Annotated in this window: 15 protein-coding genes; 11 read left to right on the forward strand and 4 right to left on the reverse strand. The window is 70.9% G+C overall.

Annotation, left to right across the window (positions count from 1 at the left end; all coding sequences use genetic code 11):
* Positions 1 to 17: 17 nt before the first annotated feature.
* Positions 18 to 620 (forward strand): pentapeptide repeat-containing protein, encoded by a 603-nt coding sequence (locus tag JOM49_RS10515; protein ID WP_209664116.1) that lies wholly within the window; start codon positions 18 to 20, stop codon positions 618 to 620.
* 80 nt (positions 621 to 700) lie between these two features.
* Here JOM49_RS10515 and JOM49_RS10520 read toward each other — a convergent pair whose 3' ends face one another.
* A complete protein-coding gene (locus JOM49_RS10520; RefSeq protein WP_209664117.1) occupies positions 701 to 3,091 on the reverse strand; it encodes a TNT domain-containing protein in 2,391 nt (796 codons plus the stop codon).
* Positions 3,092 to 3,205: 114 nt separating this feature from the next.
* On the opposite strand from JOM49_RS10520, the gene JOM49_RS10525 reads away from it, so the two are divergent.
* The 4 genes from JOM49_RS10525 (at position 3,206) to JOM49_RS10540 (ending at position 6,944) form a co-directional block, all read left to right on the forward strand.
* On the forward strand, positions 3,206 to 4,225 hold the full coding sequence (locus JOM49_RS10525) for a DMT family transporter (RefSeq protein ID WP_209664118.1): 1,020 nt from the start codon (positions 3,206 to 3,208) through the stop codon (positions 4,223 to 4,225).
* Between the two features lie 5 nt (positions 4,226 to 4,230).
* Positions 4,231 to 5,082, forward strand: coding sequence for a bifunctional methylenetetrahydrofolate dehydrogenase/methenyltetrahydrofolate cyclohydrolase (locus tag JOM49_RS10530; RefSeq protein ID WP_209664119.1), 852 nt, complete (start codon positions 4,231 to 4,233; stop codon positions 5,080 to 5,082).
* A gap of 77 nt (positions 5,083 to 5,159) precedes the next feature.
* A complete protein-coding gene (locus JOM49_RS10535) occupies positions 5,160 to 5,393 on the forward strand; it encodes a DUF3017 domain-containing protein (RefSeq protein ID WP_209671036.1) in 234 nt (77 codons plus the stop codon).
* A gap of 69 nt (positions 5,394 to 5,462) precedes the next feature.
* Positions 5,463 to 6,944, forward strand: a complete 1,482-nt coding sequence (locus JOM49_RS10540) for an alpha/beta hydrolase (RefSeq protein WP_209664120.1) — start codon at positions 5,463 to 5,465, stop codon at positions 6,942 to 6,944.
* A gap of 168 nt (positions 6,945 to 7,112) precedes the next feature.
* On the opposite strand, the gene JOM49_RS10545 is transcribed toward JOM49_RS10540, so the two are convergent.
* Positions 7,113 to 8,285, reverse strand: a complete 1,173-nt coding sequence (locus JOM49_RS10545; protein ID WP_209664121.1) for an MFS transporter — start codon at positions 8,283 to 8,285, stop codon at positions 7,113 to 7,115.
* Between the two features lie 194 nt (positions 8,286 to 8,479).
* Entirely contained in the window at positions 8,480 to 8,803 is a 324-nt protein-coding gene (locus tag JOM49_RS10550; RefSeq protein ID WP_209664122.1) for an ArsR/SmtB family transcription factor, read from the reverse strand.
* Positions 8,804 to 8,892: 89 nt separating this feature from the next.
* On the opposite strand from JOM49_RS10550, the gene JOM49_RS10555 reads away from it, so the two are divergent.
* From JOM49_RS10555 to JOM49_RS10575, 5 genes are all read left to right on the forward strand, one after another.
* On the forward strand, positions 8,893 to 10,074 hold the full coding sequence (locus JOM49_RS10555; RefSeq protein ID WP_209664123.1) for an MFS transporter: 1,182 nt from the start codon (positions 8,893 to 8,895) through the stop codon (positions 10,072 to 10,074).
* Between the two features lie 43 nt (positions 10,075 to 10,117).
* Positions 10,118 to 10,636, forward strand: a complete 519-nt coding sequence (locus JOM49_RS10560; protein WP_245369288.1) for a TrmH family RNA methyltransferase — start codon at positions 10,118 to 10,120, stop codon at positions 10,634 to 10,636.
* Between the two features lie 17 nt (positions 10,637 to 10,653).
* Positions 10,654 to 11,298, forward strand: coding sequence for a spermine/spermidine synthase domain-containing protein (locus JOM49_RS10565; protein WP_209664124.1), 645 nt, complete (start codon positions 10,654 to 10,656; stop codon positions 11,296 to 11,298).
* Between the two features lie 49 nt (positions 11,299 to 11,347).
* Positions 11,348 to 11,926: an HhH-GPD-type base excision DNA repair protein gene (locus tag JOM49_RS10570; protein WP_209664125.1), complete on the forward strand. Its 579-nt coding sequence runs from the start codon at positions 11,348 to 11,350 to the stop codon at positions 11,924 to 11,926.
* 80 nt (positions 11,927 to 12,006) lie between these two features.
* Positions 12,007 to 12,483 carry a hypothetical protein gene (locus JOM49_RS10575; protein WP_209664126.1) on the forward strand — a complete coding sequence of 159 codons (477 nt, stop codon included), beginning with the start codon at positions 12,007 to 12,009 and terminating at the stop codon, positions 12,481 to 12,483.
* 2 nt (positions 12,484 to 12,485) lie between these two features.
* Here the strand turns inward: JOM49_RS10575 and JOM49_RS10580 are convergent, their stop codons facing one another.
* Complete coding sequence (locus JOM49_RS10580) at positions 12,486 to 12,854, reverse strand: DUF2203 domain-containing protein (RefSeq protein ID WP_209664127.1); 369 nt, start codon at positions 12,852 to 12,854, stop codon at positions 12,486 to 12,488.
* Between the two features lie 433 nt (positions 12,855 to 13,287).
* Here JOM49_RS10580 and JOM49_RS10585 point away from each other — a divergent pair, with 433 nt between their 5' ends.
* Positions 13,288 to 14,511, forward strand: coding sequence for an NADP-dependent isocitrate dehydrogenase (locus JOM49_RS10585; RefSeq protein WP_209664128.1), 1,224 nt, complete (start codon positions 13,288 to 13,290; stop codon positions 14,509 to 14,511).
* Positions 14,512 to 14,597: the final 86 nt, after the last annotated feature.

The raw sequence follows: 14,597 nt of genomic DNA on the forward strand, positions 1-14,597 counted from the left end.
TCTGCGAAGCTGGTGCCGTGGACGACGAAATCGAGACGGAAACCGGCGAGGACTACCGCGACGCCGTGCTGCCGAGGGCGAACTGGGAGCGCCGCCGGTTCGTCGGCTGCGACTTCACCGAGGCCGACCTGCGCGGCCTGGTGACTCAGGGCTGCACCTTCGACGAGTGCGACTTCACCAAGGCCGACCTCGGGGAATCCCGGCACACCGCCTCGGCGTTCCGGTCCTGCGTGTTCGACCGGACGGTGCTCGCCGACACCACCTGGGAGAGCTGCTCGCTGCTCGGATCTTCGTTCACCGAGTGCCGCATGCGCCCGATTTCGTTGAAGGAGTGCGATTTCACGCTCGCGTCACTGGGTGGCGCGCGGTTCGCGAAGGTCGTGCTCGCCGGATTGCGCTTCCGCGAGGCCAACTTCCTCGACGCCGACCTGACCGGCGCGGACCTCTCCGGCGCCGACCTGTCCGGCGCGCGGCTCGCCGGGGCGAAACTGGACGGCGCCGACCTGCGTGGGGCGAAGCTCGAAGCCCGTGAACTCCGGCAGGCGAACCTCGCCGGGGCGCGGGTGGACGTCGACACCGCGCTCGCCTTCGCCGCCGCATACGGCTTGCTGGTGACCTGAAAGGGGCGCTCCAATGCTATGAGTGGGGCATTACTAGCAATCAACGCAAGTAATGCCCCACTCCTAGCAATCGAAGGGGCTCAGTCGACCGGTGGTTCGCCCGGGTCCAGCTCGATGAGGTCTCCCTCGTTGAGCAGCTCCTCGACCGACGCGGGCAGCAGGTACGCCGCGCCACCACCGGGCTGGTTGAACCACGGGATGGCGATCCCGGCCAGCGCCTCGAGCGGCCGCTGCACGCGGTACACGTGGTACGGCCGGTTGACCCACTCCGGCACCAGCGAACGCTCCTCGAACGGCGTGCCCGCCACGTAGGTCAGGTTGCCGTTCGGGCCGCCGAACCGGTCCAGCTCACTGCCCGCGGGCAGCTCACGCAGTTCCTTGCCGCGGAACAGGGTCAGCGGCGGTTCACCGGCGAGCGGCTTGATCGGCCACTGCTGACCACCGGCACCACCGCCACTGCCGCCCGCGGAAGCCGGTTCCTCCTGACGGGGGGCCGGGCGCGGTGGCGTGGGAGCCGGGCGCGGCGGCTCGACCGGCGGGATCGGCACCTGCTGGGTGGGCGCGGGCTCCGGCGGCCGGGCCGGGGGAGCCTGCCGCGTCGGCGGCGCCACCTCGGGCGTCGGCGTCAGCTTCGTCATCAGGCCGGGGCCGCCCTGGTCGCCGTCGAGCAGCGCGCCGACCGGGGCCGGGGCGTTGCGGGGCGGCGGCTGCTGGCGGAACGGCTGCTGCGGCGGCTCCGGCGGTTCCTCCCGCACCTGCACCGGCGCGACCACCTGGGTCGGCGGCGCGGCCGGGGGCGGCGGGGGCGGTGGGGGCTGCTGCGGGGGCGCGACCGGCGGCGGCTGTGGTGCCGGGGCCGACTGCGCCTGCGGACGGCCGTTGAGCAGCAGCTTGCCGAGCATGAACGCGGCCGCGTCGTCGGCGTCGCCGAACACGGCCGGGTTGGTCAGGTCGCCGTCGTACCAGCCGACCCGCCAGCCCGCGTCGATGCGCTCCAGGCTCCAGCCGCGGTCGGCGGGCTCGCCGATCCGGTACGCCTCGTCCGGGATGCGCAGCTCGTCCAGCTTGTCCTGCAGCTGGTCGAGCACCGGGTCGCCGTGGTCGACCGGCTCCGGCTCCTCCACCGGCGGCGGGCCGCCGGGGGCGATCGGCGTCATCGCGACCTGGGTGGGCGCGGCGGCCGCGGGCACCGGGTCGGGCTTGGGCGCCGGGGTGAACCGGGTCGCCTGGTCCGGCCCGGCCGGCACGAACTCGTCCTCGTCGTCCGGATCGGCCTGGTGCGCGGCGTGCGAACCCGACTCCGGCTCGTCGAAGCCCTGCGGACGGCCGCCGTAGCCGTCGTGGTCCGGCTCCGGGTACGCGTGTGGCTCGGTCGCGTACTGCTCCTGGTGCTGCGGCGCCTTTTCCTCGTACTCGTCGTCGTAGGCGGCCTGGTCGTAGGACGACTGGTCGTAGGCGGCCTCGGTGTAGGGCTGCTGCGCGTGCTCGTCGAACTGCTCGAACTGCGACTCCGGCTCCGGCGGCGCGGCCTGCGCGGGCGGCGGGGCCACCGGGGCCGGCGGTCCGACCGGCGGCGGGCTGGCGGGCGCGCCGGGGCGCTGCGGCGGGCCGCTGCGCTGAACGTACCCGGCCGCGGCCTGGCGGGCGGGCTCCGGCACCTCCGGCACGGTGAAGCCGTTCTGGTGGATGTGCTCGATCAGGTCCTGCTCCGGCGAGACGCCGTAGGTGCGCAGGTAGTAGTTGACCGCGGCGGGCCAGATCCAGGTGCCGTCGCTGTGGAAGGCGATCGGCACGGCGGCCTCGGGCACCTCGGCGAGGCGGTCGGTGTCGTACCCGCGGCCGGGCACCACCACCGGGGCCTGGTCCAGGTACTCGAGCAGCCGGTCCTGCTCCTCGTGCTCGAGGTCGGGCCGGGTGATCACCGGGTGGCCGCCAGGGTCGGTGCCGTCGAAGACCCTGGCGATGCGGAAGCGCGGGCCGGGGCGCTCGGGGCCGAGGCCGGACATCCGGCGCATCAGCCATTCGGGGATGTTCTCCTCGGCGCGCGGGAACATCCGCAGCTCGTCCGCGTAGGCCTGAGGTGGCGGCATCAGGTCCCACGACGGCTCGTCGCGGTCGTACTCGAGGTTGTAGCTGGACGGGTGGTCCAGCTGGTAGCGGGCGTTGAACCAGGTACCGCGGCCGTCGCGGTACATGCCCCCGCGCAGCCTGCCGAACAGGGTGGCGATGTCATGGGTGGCCACCCACTCGCGCGAATCACCGTCGGCGGTGACGATCTCCCCGGTCAGCTCGTGGTACCGGCCCACGGCGCGATACTCGGCGGTGACACGCTGCCAGTCACGCGGGGCGGCACGCAGGAGCGCCAGGCCGATCTGCTTGACCAGGGTGTCCTGCTCGGTTGCGTTCAGCTGGGTCGTCGGTTGAGCCACCCCGACATTTTGACTGGTCCGCTCCGGCAATGCACGGCACATGTGACTAAAGGACCCCACCACCAGCTCACGCGGCTTTTCGGCCTCGCCCATCCGGGGGTGGCTGAGGTGAGGATCACCGGTCCGCGCGGGCCCTCCGGCGGCACACTGGCACTGATGAGCACCGCGAGCCAGGCCCCCGAAGTCGCCGAGCCCACCGGAAGCGCACCCTCCGTCGCCGCCAAGGTACTCGGAGTGAGCCTGGCGGTGGTCTCCGGTGTCGCGATGGCGGTGCAGGGCCGGATCAACGGCCAGCTCGGCGTCGAACTCGGTGACCCGATGCTGGCCGCGGTCGTCTCCTTCGGCGGCGGGCTGATCCTGCTGTTCGCCGCGCTGCCGTTCGCTCCCAAGATGCGCGCGGGCCTCGGGAAGCTCCGCGACGCCGTCCGCGAGGGCACGCTGCGGCCGTGGCACTGCCTCGGTGGGCTGGCCGGCGCGATGTTCGTGGCCGGGCAGGCGCTGGTCGTGGTGGCGATCGGCGTGGCGATGTTCACCGTCGGCGTGGTCGCCGGGCAGACGGTGAGCAGCCTCGCGGTGGACCGCGCCGGCCTCGGCCCGGCCGGTCCGCGCCCGCTGACCTGGCCGCGCGTGGCCGGTGCCGTGCTCACCCTGGTGGCGGTGGTCGGCTCGGTGGCGGGCGGCATCGGCGAAACCGGCGCCGGTGAGCTGTGGCTGATGCTGCTGCCGCTGGTCGCGGGCTGCTGCGTGGCGGTGCAGCAGGCGGTCAACGGTCGCGTCGGCGCGGCGTCGGGCAGCGCGCTGACCGCGACGCTGGGCAACTTCACCGTCGGCTTCGTCGCGTTGGTGCTCGCGTGGCTGATCTCACTGCTCGTGCGCGGCGGCCCGACCGGCCTGCCGTCGAACCCGCTGCTCTACGCGGGCGGGATCGTCGGCATCCTGTTCATCTCGATCGCCTCACTGGTGGTCAAGTGGACCGGGGTGCTGCTGCTCGGCCTGGCCGCGATCGCCGGTCAGCTGATCGGGGCCCTGCTGCTCGACCTGCTGGCGCCCGCGCACGGCGAGCGGCTGGCGCCCGAGACGGTCGGCGGGGTGGCGCTGGCGCTGGTGGCGATCGGCATCGCCGCGTTCGGCGGCAGGCGGCGCCGAACCCGTCCCGGCCGCCGTTTGCCACAATGAAGCCCGTGACGGCGACGGTTCTCGACGGCAAAGCGACCAAGGACGCGATCTTCGACGAGCTCAAGCCGCGGGTCGCGGCGCTCGCCGAGCGCGGCATCACCCCGGGGCTGGCCACCGTGCTGGTCGGCGACGACCCCGGCTCGCACTGGTACGTCAAGGCGAAGCACGCCGACAGCGCCAAGGTCGGGGTCAACTCGATCCGGCGCGACCTGCCAGCCGACATCACCCAGGACAAGCTCGAATCGGTCATCGACGAGCTGAACGCCGACCCGGCGTGCACCGGCTACATCGTGCAGATGCCGCTGCCGAAGCACTTGGACACCGGCGCCATCCTCGAGCGGATCGACCCGGACAAGGACGCCGACGGCCTCGCCCCGGTCAGCCTCGGCAGGCTCGTGCTCGGCGAGACCGCGCCGCTTCCGTGCACCCCGCTGGGCATCGTGGAACTGCTGCGCCGCTACGACGTGCCGCTGGACGGCGCCAGGGTGACGGTGATCGGCCGCGGGATCACCGTGGGCAGGCCGCTGGGCCTGCTGCTCACCCGCCGCAGCGAGAACTCGACGGTGACGCTCTGCCACACCGGCACCCGCGACCTGGCCGCCGAGGTCAGGCGCGCGGACATCGTGGTGGCCGCGGCGGGCGTGCCGGGCATCATCACGCCGGAGATGGTCAAGCCGGGTGCCGCGGTGCTCGACGTTGGCGTGTCCAGGGTCGACGGCAAGATCGCCGGTGACCTGGCGGCCGGGGTCGAGGAGGTGGCCGGGTTCATCTCGCCGAACCCCGGCGGCGTCGGCCCGATGACCAGGGCGATGCTGATCAGCAACGTGGTGGAAGCCGCCGAACGGGCCGCGCGGTGACCACGGTGACCGCGCCGGCGCCACCACCCCGCAAGGACCGCCGGTCGTGGCTGGTGCACCTGCCCTTCGCCGTGGTGATGGCGGTGGTCGCGCTGGCCGCGCTGCGGATCGGGATGTACCACTGGCGCCAGGGCGCGGCCCTGATCGGCGGCGCGCTGCTGACCGCCGCGGTGCTGCGCGGGGTGCTCTCGGACACCCGCGCCGGGCTGCTGGCCATCCGCGGCAAGGCCGTCGACGTGATCACCTACTCCGCCTTCGCCACGCTCATCCTCTTCGTGGCGCTGACCATCACGCGCGGCCCGGGCGTCTGACTTTCGTCCACCCCCTTCTCCGTCGGAAGACGGACGACACCGGGGCCCCGGTCCGGCCACGATGAGCCGATGACCAGGACGAGGAGCTTCGCCGCCGCGCTGACCGGGGTGCTGGCGATGGCACTGGTGACGGCACCCGCTGCCGCCGCCGGGCCGTCACTGGCGTGGGGGCCGTGCACCGAGCCGGGGCTCGAGCGGTACCAGTGCGCGACCGCCGGAGTCCCGCTCGACCACGCGCACCCGGACGGGCCCGAGCTCGGGCTTTCCGTGGTGCGCCAGCCCGCCAAGGACCCGGCGCGCCGCATCGGCACGCTGTTCCTCGCGGTGGGCGGGCCCGGCGGGTCGGGGGTGGATTCGGCGAAGGGGCGCGAGCTGGCTCGGGGTGAGCTCGCGGACCGGTTCGACGTGGTGACCTTCGACCAGCGCGGGATCGGGCGCAGCGGCCAGGTCCGCTGCTTCGCCTCGGCCGGGGAGCAGGAGGATTTCTGGGCTGAGGCAAGGATTCCACCGGCGAACCGCGAGGAGGAGCGGGCCGCCGAGGACTTCAGCCGGGCCTACGCGAGGACGTGCGCCGAACACGGCGGTGAGCTGCTCGACCACCTCACCACCGCGGACGCCGCGCGGGATCTGGACTGGCTGCGCGAAGCCGTCGGGGACGAGCAGTTGACCTATTCGGGTGGGTCGTACGCCAGTTACCTGGGGGAGGTCTACGGCGCGATGTTCCCGGGGCGGGTCCGCGCGCTGCAGCTCATCTCGATGATGGACCCGGAGGGCTACACGAACCGCACCACCGCGACGCTGCTCGAGCGGTCGGCGGGGACCGAGGACGTGCTGCGGGAGTTCGGCAGGTTGTGCGACTCGGCGGGACCGCGGTGCGTGATCTCGGGGAACGCGCTGGGCCGCAACGCCGCCGTGCTGGAGCGGCTCGAGCAGGGCCCGATCCTCGTGGGCGGCACGTATCCGGTGCAGTACCGCGACCTCGTGCCGATCCAGGCGAGCCTGCTGTACGAGACGCAGTACGGGTGGCCCGCGTTCGCCCACCTGGTCCACGAGCTGGAGCGCGGGGAGCAGGGGAACCCGGCCGTGGTCGCGGAGATCCTGAGAGGGATGGCGTTCCGGCTGGACTTCCTCGACTCGTACGTCTCGATCACCTGCGCCGACGTGCGGGTGCCGCCGGTGCCGGGGGTGTGGCCGCGGGTGGGCGAGGCCTTCGAGGCGGTTTCACCGCACTACGGGCGGAGCTGGTGGTACCAGGTGCAGCCGTGTGCTTCGTGGCCACCGTCGCCGCAGCGGTACACCGGACCGTGGCGCCTGCACTCCGCGACGCCCGCGCTCCTGATCAACAACCGCCACGACCCGGTGACCCCGTTGTCCTACGCCGAGAAGGCCCGGCACCTGCTGGGCAACGCGCACCTGCTCGTCGTCGAAGGCCACGGGCACACCCCGACCGGCCCCTGCGTCGACGAAGCCCGCACCCGCTACCTGGTCGACCTGCAACTGCCGTCGACCACCACCTGCGAGACACCCACCCAGCCGTTCCCGCCCGCTTAGGCGTTGTCCGAGAAGTCACGGTCGCGCTCTGCGCCGGGCAGCCAATGCTATGAGTGGGGCATTACTTGCGCCCTCCCGTCGCCCGCCGCCACCCTCAACGGAGCTGCGCGCTGTCTTGGAATGCAAGTAATGCCCCACTCATAGCAATCGAAGTCGACCGGACAGCACTTAGGCGGGAACGGGCGCCGGGGTGGAGTGCTCGCGGCGGTCCAGCAGGCCGGAGACCACGGCGATGCTCAGGCCGACCACGGCCAGCGAGGCACCCACCCAGTTCGGTGCCACCAGGCCCAGGCCACCGGCGATGACCAGGCCGCCCAGGTAGGCGCCGATCGAGTTGGCGATGTTGAACGCCGACTGCACCGCGGCCGAGACCAGCGAGGGCGTGCCACCGGCCTTCTCCATGATCCGCGCCTGCAGCATCGGGCCGATCATGAACCCGGCCACGCCGATGCCGAACACGGTGATCGCCGCGCCGACCTTGCCCTGCGCGGTCACGGTGAACACGGCCAGCACCGCGGCGAGCGCGGTCAGCGCCACGTACAGGCTCGGCATCAGCGCCCGGTCGGCCAGCCGGCCGCCGAGCAGGTTGCCCAGCGTCATGCCGAGCCCGGCCAGCGACAGCAGCAGCGTCACGTCACCCGGCGCGTACCCGGCGACGTCGGTCAGCATCGGCGCGATGTAGGACAGGCAGGCGAACACACCGCCGAGGCCGAAGGTGACGATGGCCAGCGCGAACCACACCTGCGGGCGGCGGAAGGCACCCAGCTCGCCCTTCAGCGAGTTCTCGGCGGGCTTGCCCTGGTGCGGCACCAGCTTCTGGATGGCCGCCATCGCGACCAGGCCGATCACCGCGACCACGCCGAAGGTGGCGCGCCAGCCGACCTGCTGGCCGAGCAGCGTGCCCAACGGCACGCCGATCACGTTGGCCAGCGTCAGCCCGAGGAACATCATCGACACCGCCTTGGCGCGGTTCTGCTTGCCGACCAGGCTGGAGGCGACCACGGCACCGGCGCCGAAGAAGGCACCGTGCGGCAGGCCGGCCAGGAAGCGGAAGACCACGCCCCACTCGTGGTTGGGCGACAGCGCGAAGAGCAGGTTGCCGACGGTGAACATCGCCATCATGGCGAGCAGCATCGTCTTGCGGGGCAGCCGCACCGCGACCGCGGTGAGCAGGGGCGCGCCGATCACCACCCCGAGCGCGTAACCCGAGATCAGGTGGCCTGCCTCCGGGATGGAAACCCCGAAGTCGGCGGCCGTCTCGGGCAGCACGCCCATCATGACGAACTCGGTGGTGCCGATGCCGAAGGCACCGATGGCGAGCGCGAGCAGCGCGATGGGCACGGTTCTCCTCTCGGGAAGCAAGGGCGACTGCATCGATACAGTCGACGGACAGCAAAAAAGACAGCTCAGCGCGGACCCCGGCATCGCTGATCTGTCCTGCGTCCAGTTCAACCGAAAACGGCGCGGAAGTCATCCCGATATCGGGTGAGCCTGCCCACGATGATCGGGATCACTCAGTCCACAGTGGACTCTTATTACCGCGGTGCGCAGAGGATCCCGTTGAGCAGTCCGGGAAAGAGTGCGTCGAGGTCTTCGAGGCGCAGGGAGTTGTAACGCGCGGTGCCCTGCTGTCTGCCCATGATCACGCCCGCTTCACGCAGCGTGCGGAGGTGGTGGGTGAGCGTCGACTTGCTCACCGTCACGTCGAGGTTGCCGCAGGCGATCTCACCGGTTTCGGCGGCGGCCAGCTGGCGGACGATCCGCAGCCGCACCGGATCGGCCAGCGCGTGCAGCACCGACTCGATGCGGATCTCGTCGCGCTCCGGATAGGTGTAGGCCGGCGCTGTCTCGGTGGGCATGTCCCGGATTGTACGACCTGCTTCAAACCACTGGACAGCCATAGTACGGTGAGCATCGAACTACGACGGATTTCGAACAAAGGTAGAGCATGCCGGACTCCTCCCGCCGGACCTACGTACTCGCGCTCGGCGCCTTCTCGGTGGGGACCAGCGCGTACGTGGTGGCCGGGCTGCTGCCCGCACTGGTCAGCGCGCTGCACGTGTCCACCGCCGCGGCCGCCCAGCTGGTCACCGCCTTCGCCATCGCCTACGCGATCGGCGCGCCCCTGCTCTCCGCGCTGACCAGCCAGTGGGAACGCCGGAAGCTGCTGGTCGTCGCGCTCACCGTGACCGCGGCAGGCAACTTCCTCGCCGCGCTGGTCACCGACTACCCGCTGCTGTTCGCCGCGCGGGTGGTCACCGCGATCGGCGCCGCCGTGTACACGCCGGTGGCCAGCGCGGTCGCGGCGGAACTGACCCCGCCGGAACGCCGCGGGCGGGCGGTCGCGCTGGTGTTCGGCGGGCTGACCGTGGCCACCATCCTCGGCGTGCCGCTGGGCAGCCTGATGTCGCAACACGGGGGTTACCGGCTGGTGTTCGCGCTGGTCGGCGTGGTCGCGCTGCTCGGCGCGGTGGCGGTGCGGTGGATGCTGCCGTCGGTGGCGCCGCAGCCGCCGGTGCCGTTCCTGGCGCGGTTCACCGTGGCGAAGGACCCGCGGGTGCTGGCGTTGCTCGGCGCGACCGCGCTCGGCTGCCTCGGCGCGTTCACCGTCTACACGTTCATCACGCCGCTGCTCGCGGAGACCGCGGGCGTGCACGGCACGCTGGTCAGCGTCCTGCTGTTCGCCTATGGCGCGGGCGGGGTGCTGGGCAACTCGGTCGGCGGGCGGATCACCGACCGCTGGGGTTCGCGGCGGCCGCTGATCGCGGTGATGAGCGCGATGACGCTGACGCTGGCGGTCATGCCGTTCACCGCGACCACGGTGGCCGGTGCCGCGGTGACGTTGTTCGTCTGGGGCCTGTCCACCTGGTCGGTGAACCCGCCGATCCAGCACCGCCTGATCGACGTCGCCGGGCCGTCGGCGGGGCTGGCGCTGTCGCTGAACGCGTCGGCGATCTACCTGGGCGTCGGGCTGGCGGGGGTCGCGGGCGGGGTGGTCACCCGGTACGGCGGGCTGACCCTGCTGCCGACGGTGGCCGCGGTGCTGACCGTGTGCGCCGGTTCGCTGGCGATGCTGGCCTGGCGTCGGCGGGCCGTTGTCGCCCCGCCGGTGCCCGCCGCTGTGGGATGATGGGGGACATGCTGAATCTTGGAGGCGGTTCGCCTCAGCTCCGTTGAGCCCGTCGATCCGGGTGCGCACCCCCGGAGAACTGCGGGCCGCGCGCCGGCGTCGCGCGCACCGGTGCTGGGGACATCTGCTGGCTGCGCCCCTGTGGCCGTTGCACGGCGCGAATCTGGGCACACTGCTGAGAACCTGCGATGCCGTGGGCGCCTGCCTCGCGGTACCGCGCTTTCCCTGGGTGCCCGAAGCCCTGCGCCGCGGGAACACCCTGCGGCAACCGGCTTGCGTGCACTGGGTGCACGACCCGCTGGGGTGGCTGGCGCGGGAACGTGAGGCGGGCAGCGCGGTCGTCGGCGTCGAGCTGGCGGACGAGTCGATCCGGCTGGCCGATCTGCCCGCCGCCCGTGGCCGCACGGTCGTGGTGCTGGGGCACGAGCAGCAGGGCGTGCCACCCGAGGCGCTCGAACTGCTCGACACCGTGGTGGAGATCCCGATGGTGGGCACGGGCAGCAGCCTCAACGTGGCGGTCGCGGGCAGCCTGGTGCTCTACAAACTGGCCGGATTGGTGTGACCACTAGGCTTGGCGGGGTGGCTGAGGTGCTCGCGGAAGTCGACGGGGTCTGCGGTCAGCTCGTGCTGCGCCGGGCGGGCGCGGATTTCGAGGTGATCGCCAACGGGGTGTTCCTGATGGACACCCGCAACGGGGAATCGGAGCGGTTGCTGGTCTCGGTGGCCGCGGACCTGGTGCCGGGCCGGGCGCGCATGCTGATCGGCGGGCTGGGCGTCGGCTACTCGCTACGGGCCGCGCTGGACCACCCGGGCGTCGGGGACATCGTCGTCGTCGAGCGGGAGCCCGCCGTGATCGACTGGAACCGCACGGGCCCCCTGCGCGCCGTCCACGGCGACGCCCTTTCCGACCCGCGGGTCACCGTCGTCGAAGCCGACCTCGTGCGCTGGCTGCGGGAGACCACGGACCGCTTCGACGCCCTGTGCCTGGACATCGACAACGGTCCCCAATGGACGGTCACCGCCGGCAACGCCACGCTCTACAGCGCGGCCGGCCTGGACACCCTGGCCGACCGCCTACGCCCGGGCGGGGTGCTGGCCGTGTGGAGCGCCGAAGCCAGCGACGAGTTCACCGCCAGCCTGCAGGACCGCTTCAACGAGGTGCGGGTCCTGGAAATCCCCGTCCCCCGAGGCGAACCCGACGTCGTGTGGATCGCCCGCGTCTGAGCGCGGAGCGCCACCCCCGACAAAACCGGATTCGTGTCAGGATCTGGTCATGACGCGCCAACTTCGCCTCACCGGGGACGCCGCGGCGGACAAGCTGCTCTCCGACGACCCGTTCGCCCTGCTCACGGGCATGTTGCTGGACCAGCAGATCGCCATGGAGGTCGCCTTCATCGGCCCGCGGAAGATCGCCGATCGGATGGACGGCTTCAGTGTCACGAAGATCGCCGAAGCCGACCTGGACGAGTTCGTCGAGCTCTGCGTGGAGAAGCCGGCGATCCACCGCTACGGCGGTTCGATGGCCAAGCGCGTGCACGCGCTGGCCCAGCACATCGTCGAGGACTACGACGGCAAGACCGACGCCATTTGGAAGAAGGGCAAGCCCGACGGCAAGGAGGTGCTCAAGCGGCTCAAGGCGCTGCCCGGTTTCGGCGACCAGAAGGCGCGCATCTTCCTGGCCCTGCTCGGAAAACAACGCGGCGTGCGGCCGGAGGGCTGGCGCGAGGCCGCCGGTGCCTACGGCGAAGAGGGCTCACACCGCTCGATCGCCGACGTCACCAGTCCCGAATCGCTGGCCGAAGTGCGCGCGTTCAAAAAGGCCACCAAAGCCGCCGGTAACAAGACCGGCTGAAACGAGCGTGTGCGCGTAACACTGCCCGTGCGTTCCCCGACTCTCAGGCCAGTTGATCGGCCAGAAGGGTGGAAGTGCGCATGTCGACCGAGGTTCAGTACGGCGTCCTGCCGCCAGTGCCGCAGCAGCAACGACGATTCTCGTGGCTCACTTTCGCCGTGGGAACAATTTTCGGCGCCGTACTGCTCGGCGGTACGTGGGGATTGGTCGCCATCGCGAGTTCGACGGTCAAACCCGATTCGTTTTCCCTGCGTGGCTCGATGACGTTGTACGACACGAAGTCGGCGGTGAACGGTTGCCTGGGTTCCGGTGGTTACTCGGATATCCACACGGGCGCTTCGGTCACTGTTTATGGGGCCTCGGGCAGCGTGGTGGGCAATGGGCACCTCGGACCGGGAAAGAGCGCCACCTCAGGCTCCTGCGCTTACTCGCTCCTGGTCGAGAACGTGCCGGAAGGCGAGAAGTTCTACCAGGTAGAGGTAAGTCACCGCGGCAAGATCACGGTGACCGCGGAGAACGCGAAGGCCGGGCTGGTCGCGTTGTCCCTCGGCGACTGAGTCTACAACGACGGCAGCGGGCGGCGGCCCGCGAAGCCGAGGTCGGCGCGGTGGTACCAGGTCAGCCCCTCGTCGCCTTCGAGCCAGCAGAGCAGGACCGGCACGCCGTCCAGGTCCGCGGGGAAGTCGATGAGCAGCGGCGCGAAGCCCTTCAGCTCGGCGCCCGTCTCCTGGATCGTGCTCATCAGCTCGTCCAGCCGCGCCTGCGCCGCCTTCAGCTCGGGCAGGCCGCCGAGGCGCGTCGGGGAGCCTTCCGGGGTCAGTGACGCGGCCAGTTCCGCCGCGTCGGCGCGCAGCGCGACCAGCTCCGCGATGCAGGGCTTCAACTGCTCGAGTTCAGCTCGCGCTTCCGGCACCGTGAACAGTCCCATGAGCAGAGGGTGCCACGCCCCGCCGCCGCGCGATCGCCGCCCCGACGCCGGTGCCCACCAGGACCATCCCGACGATGAGCACCAGCGGGGTGAGCCCGAGCGTGCCGTGCCCGGGACCATCAGCTCCATCGTCGTCCGCTGCTCTCGCAGTCCACCCTCGCTGACCAGGTGCAATGCGATCGGCGTGAGCACCCTGGGCAACGTCCGGGTGGTGGGTGGGTAGTTGACGGCCGTGGTGGTACCTCCGGCGAGCGGGCAGTTGGCGGGTCCGGGCGAGCACTGGTTATATGCCAAGCGAGCGGGCCCGGCGTTGGCATTACCGCTGAGTAACCAGGGTGCGGCCACACCCCGCCCAGATTTACCAGTACGCTTGTACCGCTACCACGAGACGTGCAAAGAGACGCGAAGACCCGCGAGAGGAGCCCCGCTGCTCATGGCCAAGATCAAGGTCGAGGGGACCGTCGTCGAACTCGACGGCGACGAGATGACCCGCATCATCTGGCAGTTCATCAAGGACAAGCTGGTCCACCCCTACCTGGACCTCAACCTCGAGTACTACGACCTGGGCATCGAGGAGCGGGACCGCACCGACGACCAGATCACCGTCGACTCGGCCAACGCCATCAAGCGCCACGGCGTCGGCGTGAAGTGCGCCACCATCACCCCGGACGAGGCGCGGGTGGAGGAGTTCGGCCTGAAGAAGATGTGGCGGAGCCCGAACGGCACCATCCGCAACATCCTCGGTGGCGTGGTCTTCCGCGAGCCGATCATCATCCAGAACATCCCCCGGCTGGTACCGGGCTGGACCAAGCCGATCATCATCGGCCGCCACGCCCACGGCGACCAGTACAAGGCCACCGACTTCAAGGTTCCCGGCCCCGGCACGCTGACGATGACCTACACCCCGCAGGACGGCTCCGAGCCGATGGAGTTCGAGGTCGCCCAGTACCCGGAGGGTGGCGGCGTCGCGATCGGCATGTACAACTACCGCCGCTCGATCGAGGACTTCGCGCGCGCGTCGCTGCAGTACGGCCTCGACCGCGAGATGCCGGTCTACATGTCGACCAAGAACACCATCCTCAAGGCCTACGACGGCATGTTCAAGGACGTGTTCCAGGAGATCTTCGACGCCGAGTTCAAGGCCGACTTCGACGCCAAGGGCCTGACCTACGAGCACCGCCTGATCGACGACATGGTCGCCGCGGCGCTGAAGTGGGAGGGCGGCTACGTCTGGGCCTGCAAGAACTACGACGGTGACGTGCAGTCCGACACCGTGGCGCAGGGCTTCGGCTCGCTCGGCCTGATGACCTCGGTGCTGCGCACCCCGGACGGCCGGACCGTCGAGGCCGAGGCCGCGCACGGCACGGTCACCCGGCACTACCGCCAGCACCAGCAGGGCAAGCCGACCTCGACCAACCCGATCGCGTCCATCTACGCCTGGACCCGTGGCCTCGAGCACCGCGGCAAGCTGGACTCGAACGCCGAGCTGATCGGCTTCGCGAACAAGCTGGAGCAGGTCGTCATCGAGACCGTCGAGAGCGGCAAGATGACCAAGGACCTCGCGCTGCTGATCGGCAAGGACCAGCCGTTCCAGACCACCGAGGAGTTCCTCGCGACGCTGGACGAGAACCTGCAGAAGAAGGTCGCGCAGGGCTGACCCCACCGCCGACCACCCAGGGTGACCGACTGCTCACGGCATTGGCCTCCCTGGGTGGTTGTCCCGGTACGTCCTGTCTCTCGATC

The organism is Amycolatopsis magusensis (genome assembly GCF_017875555.1).
In the GTDB taxonomy this organism is placed as follows: domain Bacteria; phylum Actinomycetota; class Actinomycetes; order Mycobacteriales; family Pseudonocardiaceae; genus Amycolatopsis; species Amycolatopsis magusensis.

Bases quoted from the DNA above. Each gene is read 5' to 3' on its own strand.
- JOM49_RS10520 (WP_209664117.1), bottom strand. From the start codon at position 3,091: ATGTGCCGTGCATTGCCGGAGCGGACCAGTCAAAATGTCGGGGTGGCT.
- JOM49_RS10525 (WP_209664118.1), top strand. From the start codon at position 3,206: ATGAGCACCGCGAGCCAGGCCCCCGAAGTCGCCGAGCCCACCGGAAGC.
- JOM49_RS10535 (WP_209671036.1), top strand. From the start codon at position 5,160: ATGGCGGTGGTCGCGCTGGCCGCGCTGCGGATCGGGATGTACCACTGG.
- JOM49_RS10540 (WP_209664120.1), top strand. From the start codon at position 5,463: ATGACCAGGACGAGGAGCTTCGCCGCCGCGCTGACCGGGGTGCTGGCG.
- JOM49_RS10550 (WP_209664122.1), bottom strand. From the start codon at position 8,803: ATGCCCACCGAGACAGCGCCGGCCTACACCTATCCGGAGCGCGACGAG.
- JOM49_RS10555 (WP_209664123.1), top strand. From the start codon at position 8,893: ATGCCGGACTCCTCCCGCCGGACCTACGTACTCGCGCTCGGCGCCTTC.
- JOM49_RS10570 (WP_209664125.1), top strand. From the start codon at position 11,348: ATGACGCGCCAACTTCGCCTCACCGGGGACGCCGCGGCGGACAAGCTG.
- JOM49_RS10575 (WP_209664126.1), top strand. From the start codon at position 12,007: ATGTCGACCGAGGTTCAGTACGGCGTCCTGCCGCCAGTGCCGCAGCAG.
- JOM49_RS10580 (WP_209664127.1), bottom strand. From the start codon at position 12,854: ATGGGACTGTTCACGGTGCCGGAAGCGCGAGCTGAACTCGAGCAGTTG.
- JOM49_RS10585 (WP_209664128.1), top strand. From the start codon at position 13,288: ATGGCCAAGATCAAGGTCGAGGGGACCGTCGTCGAACTCGACGGCGAC.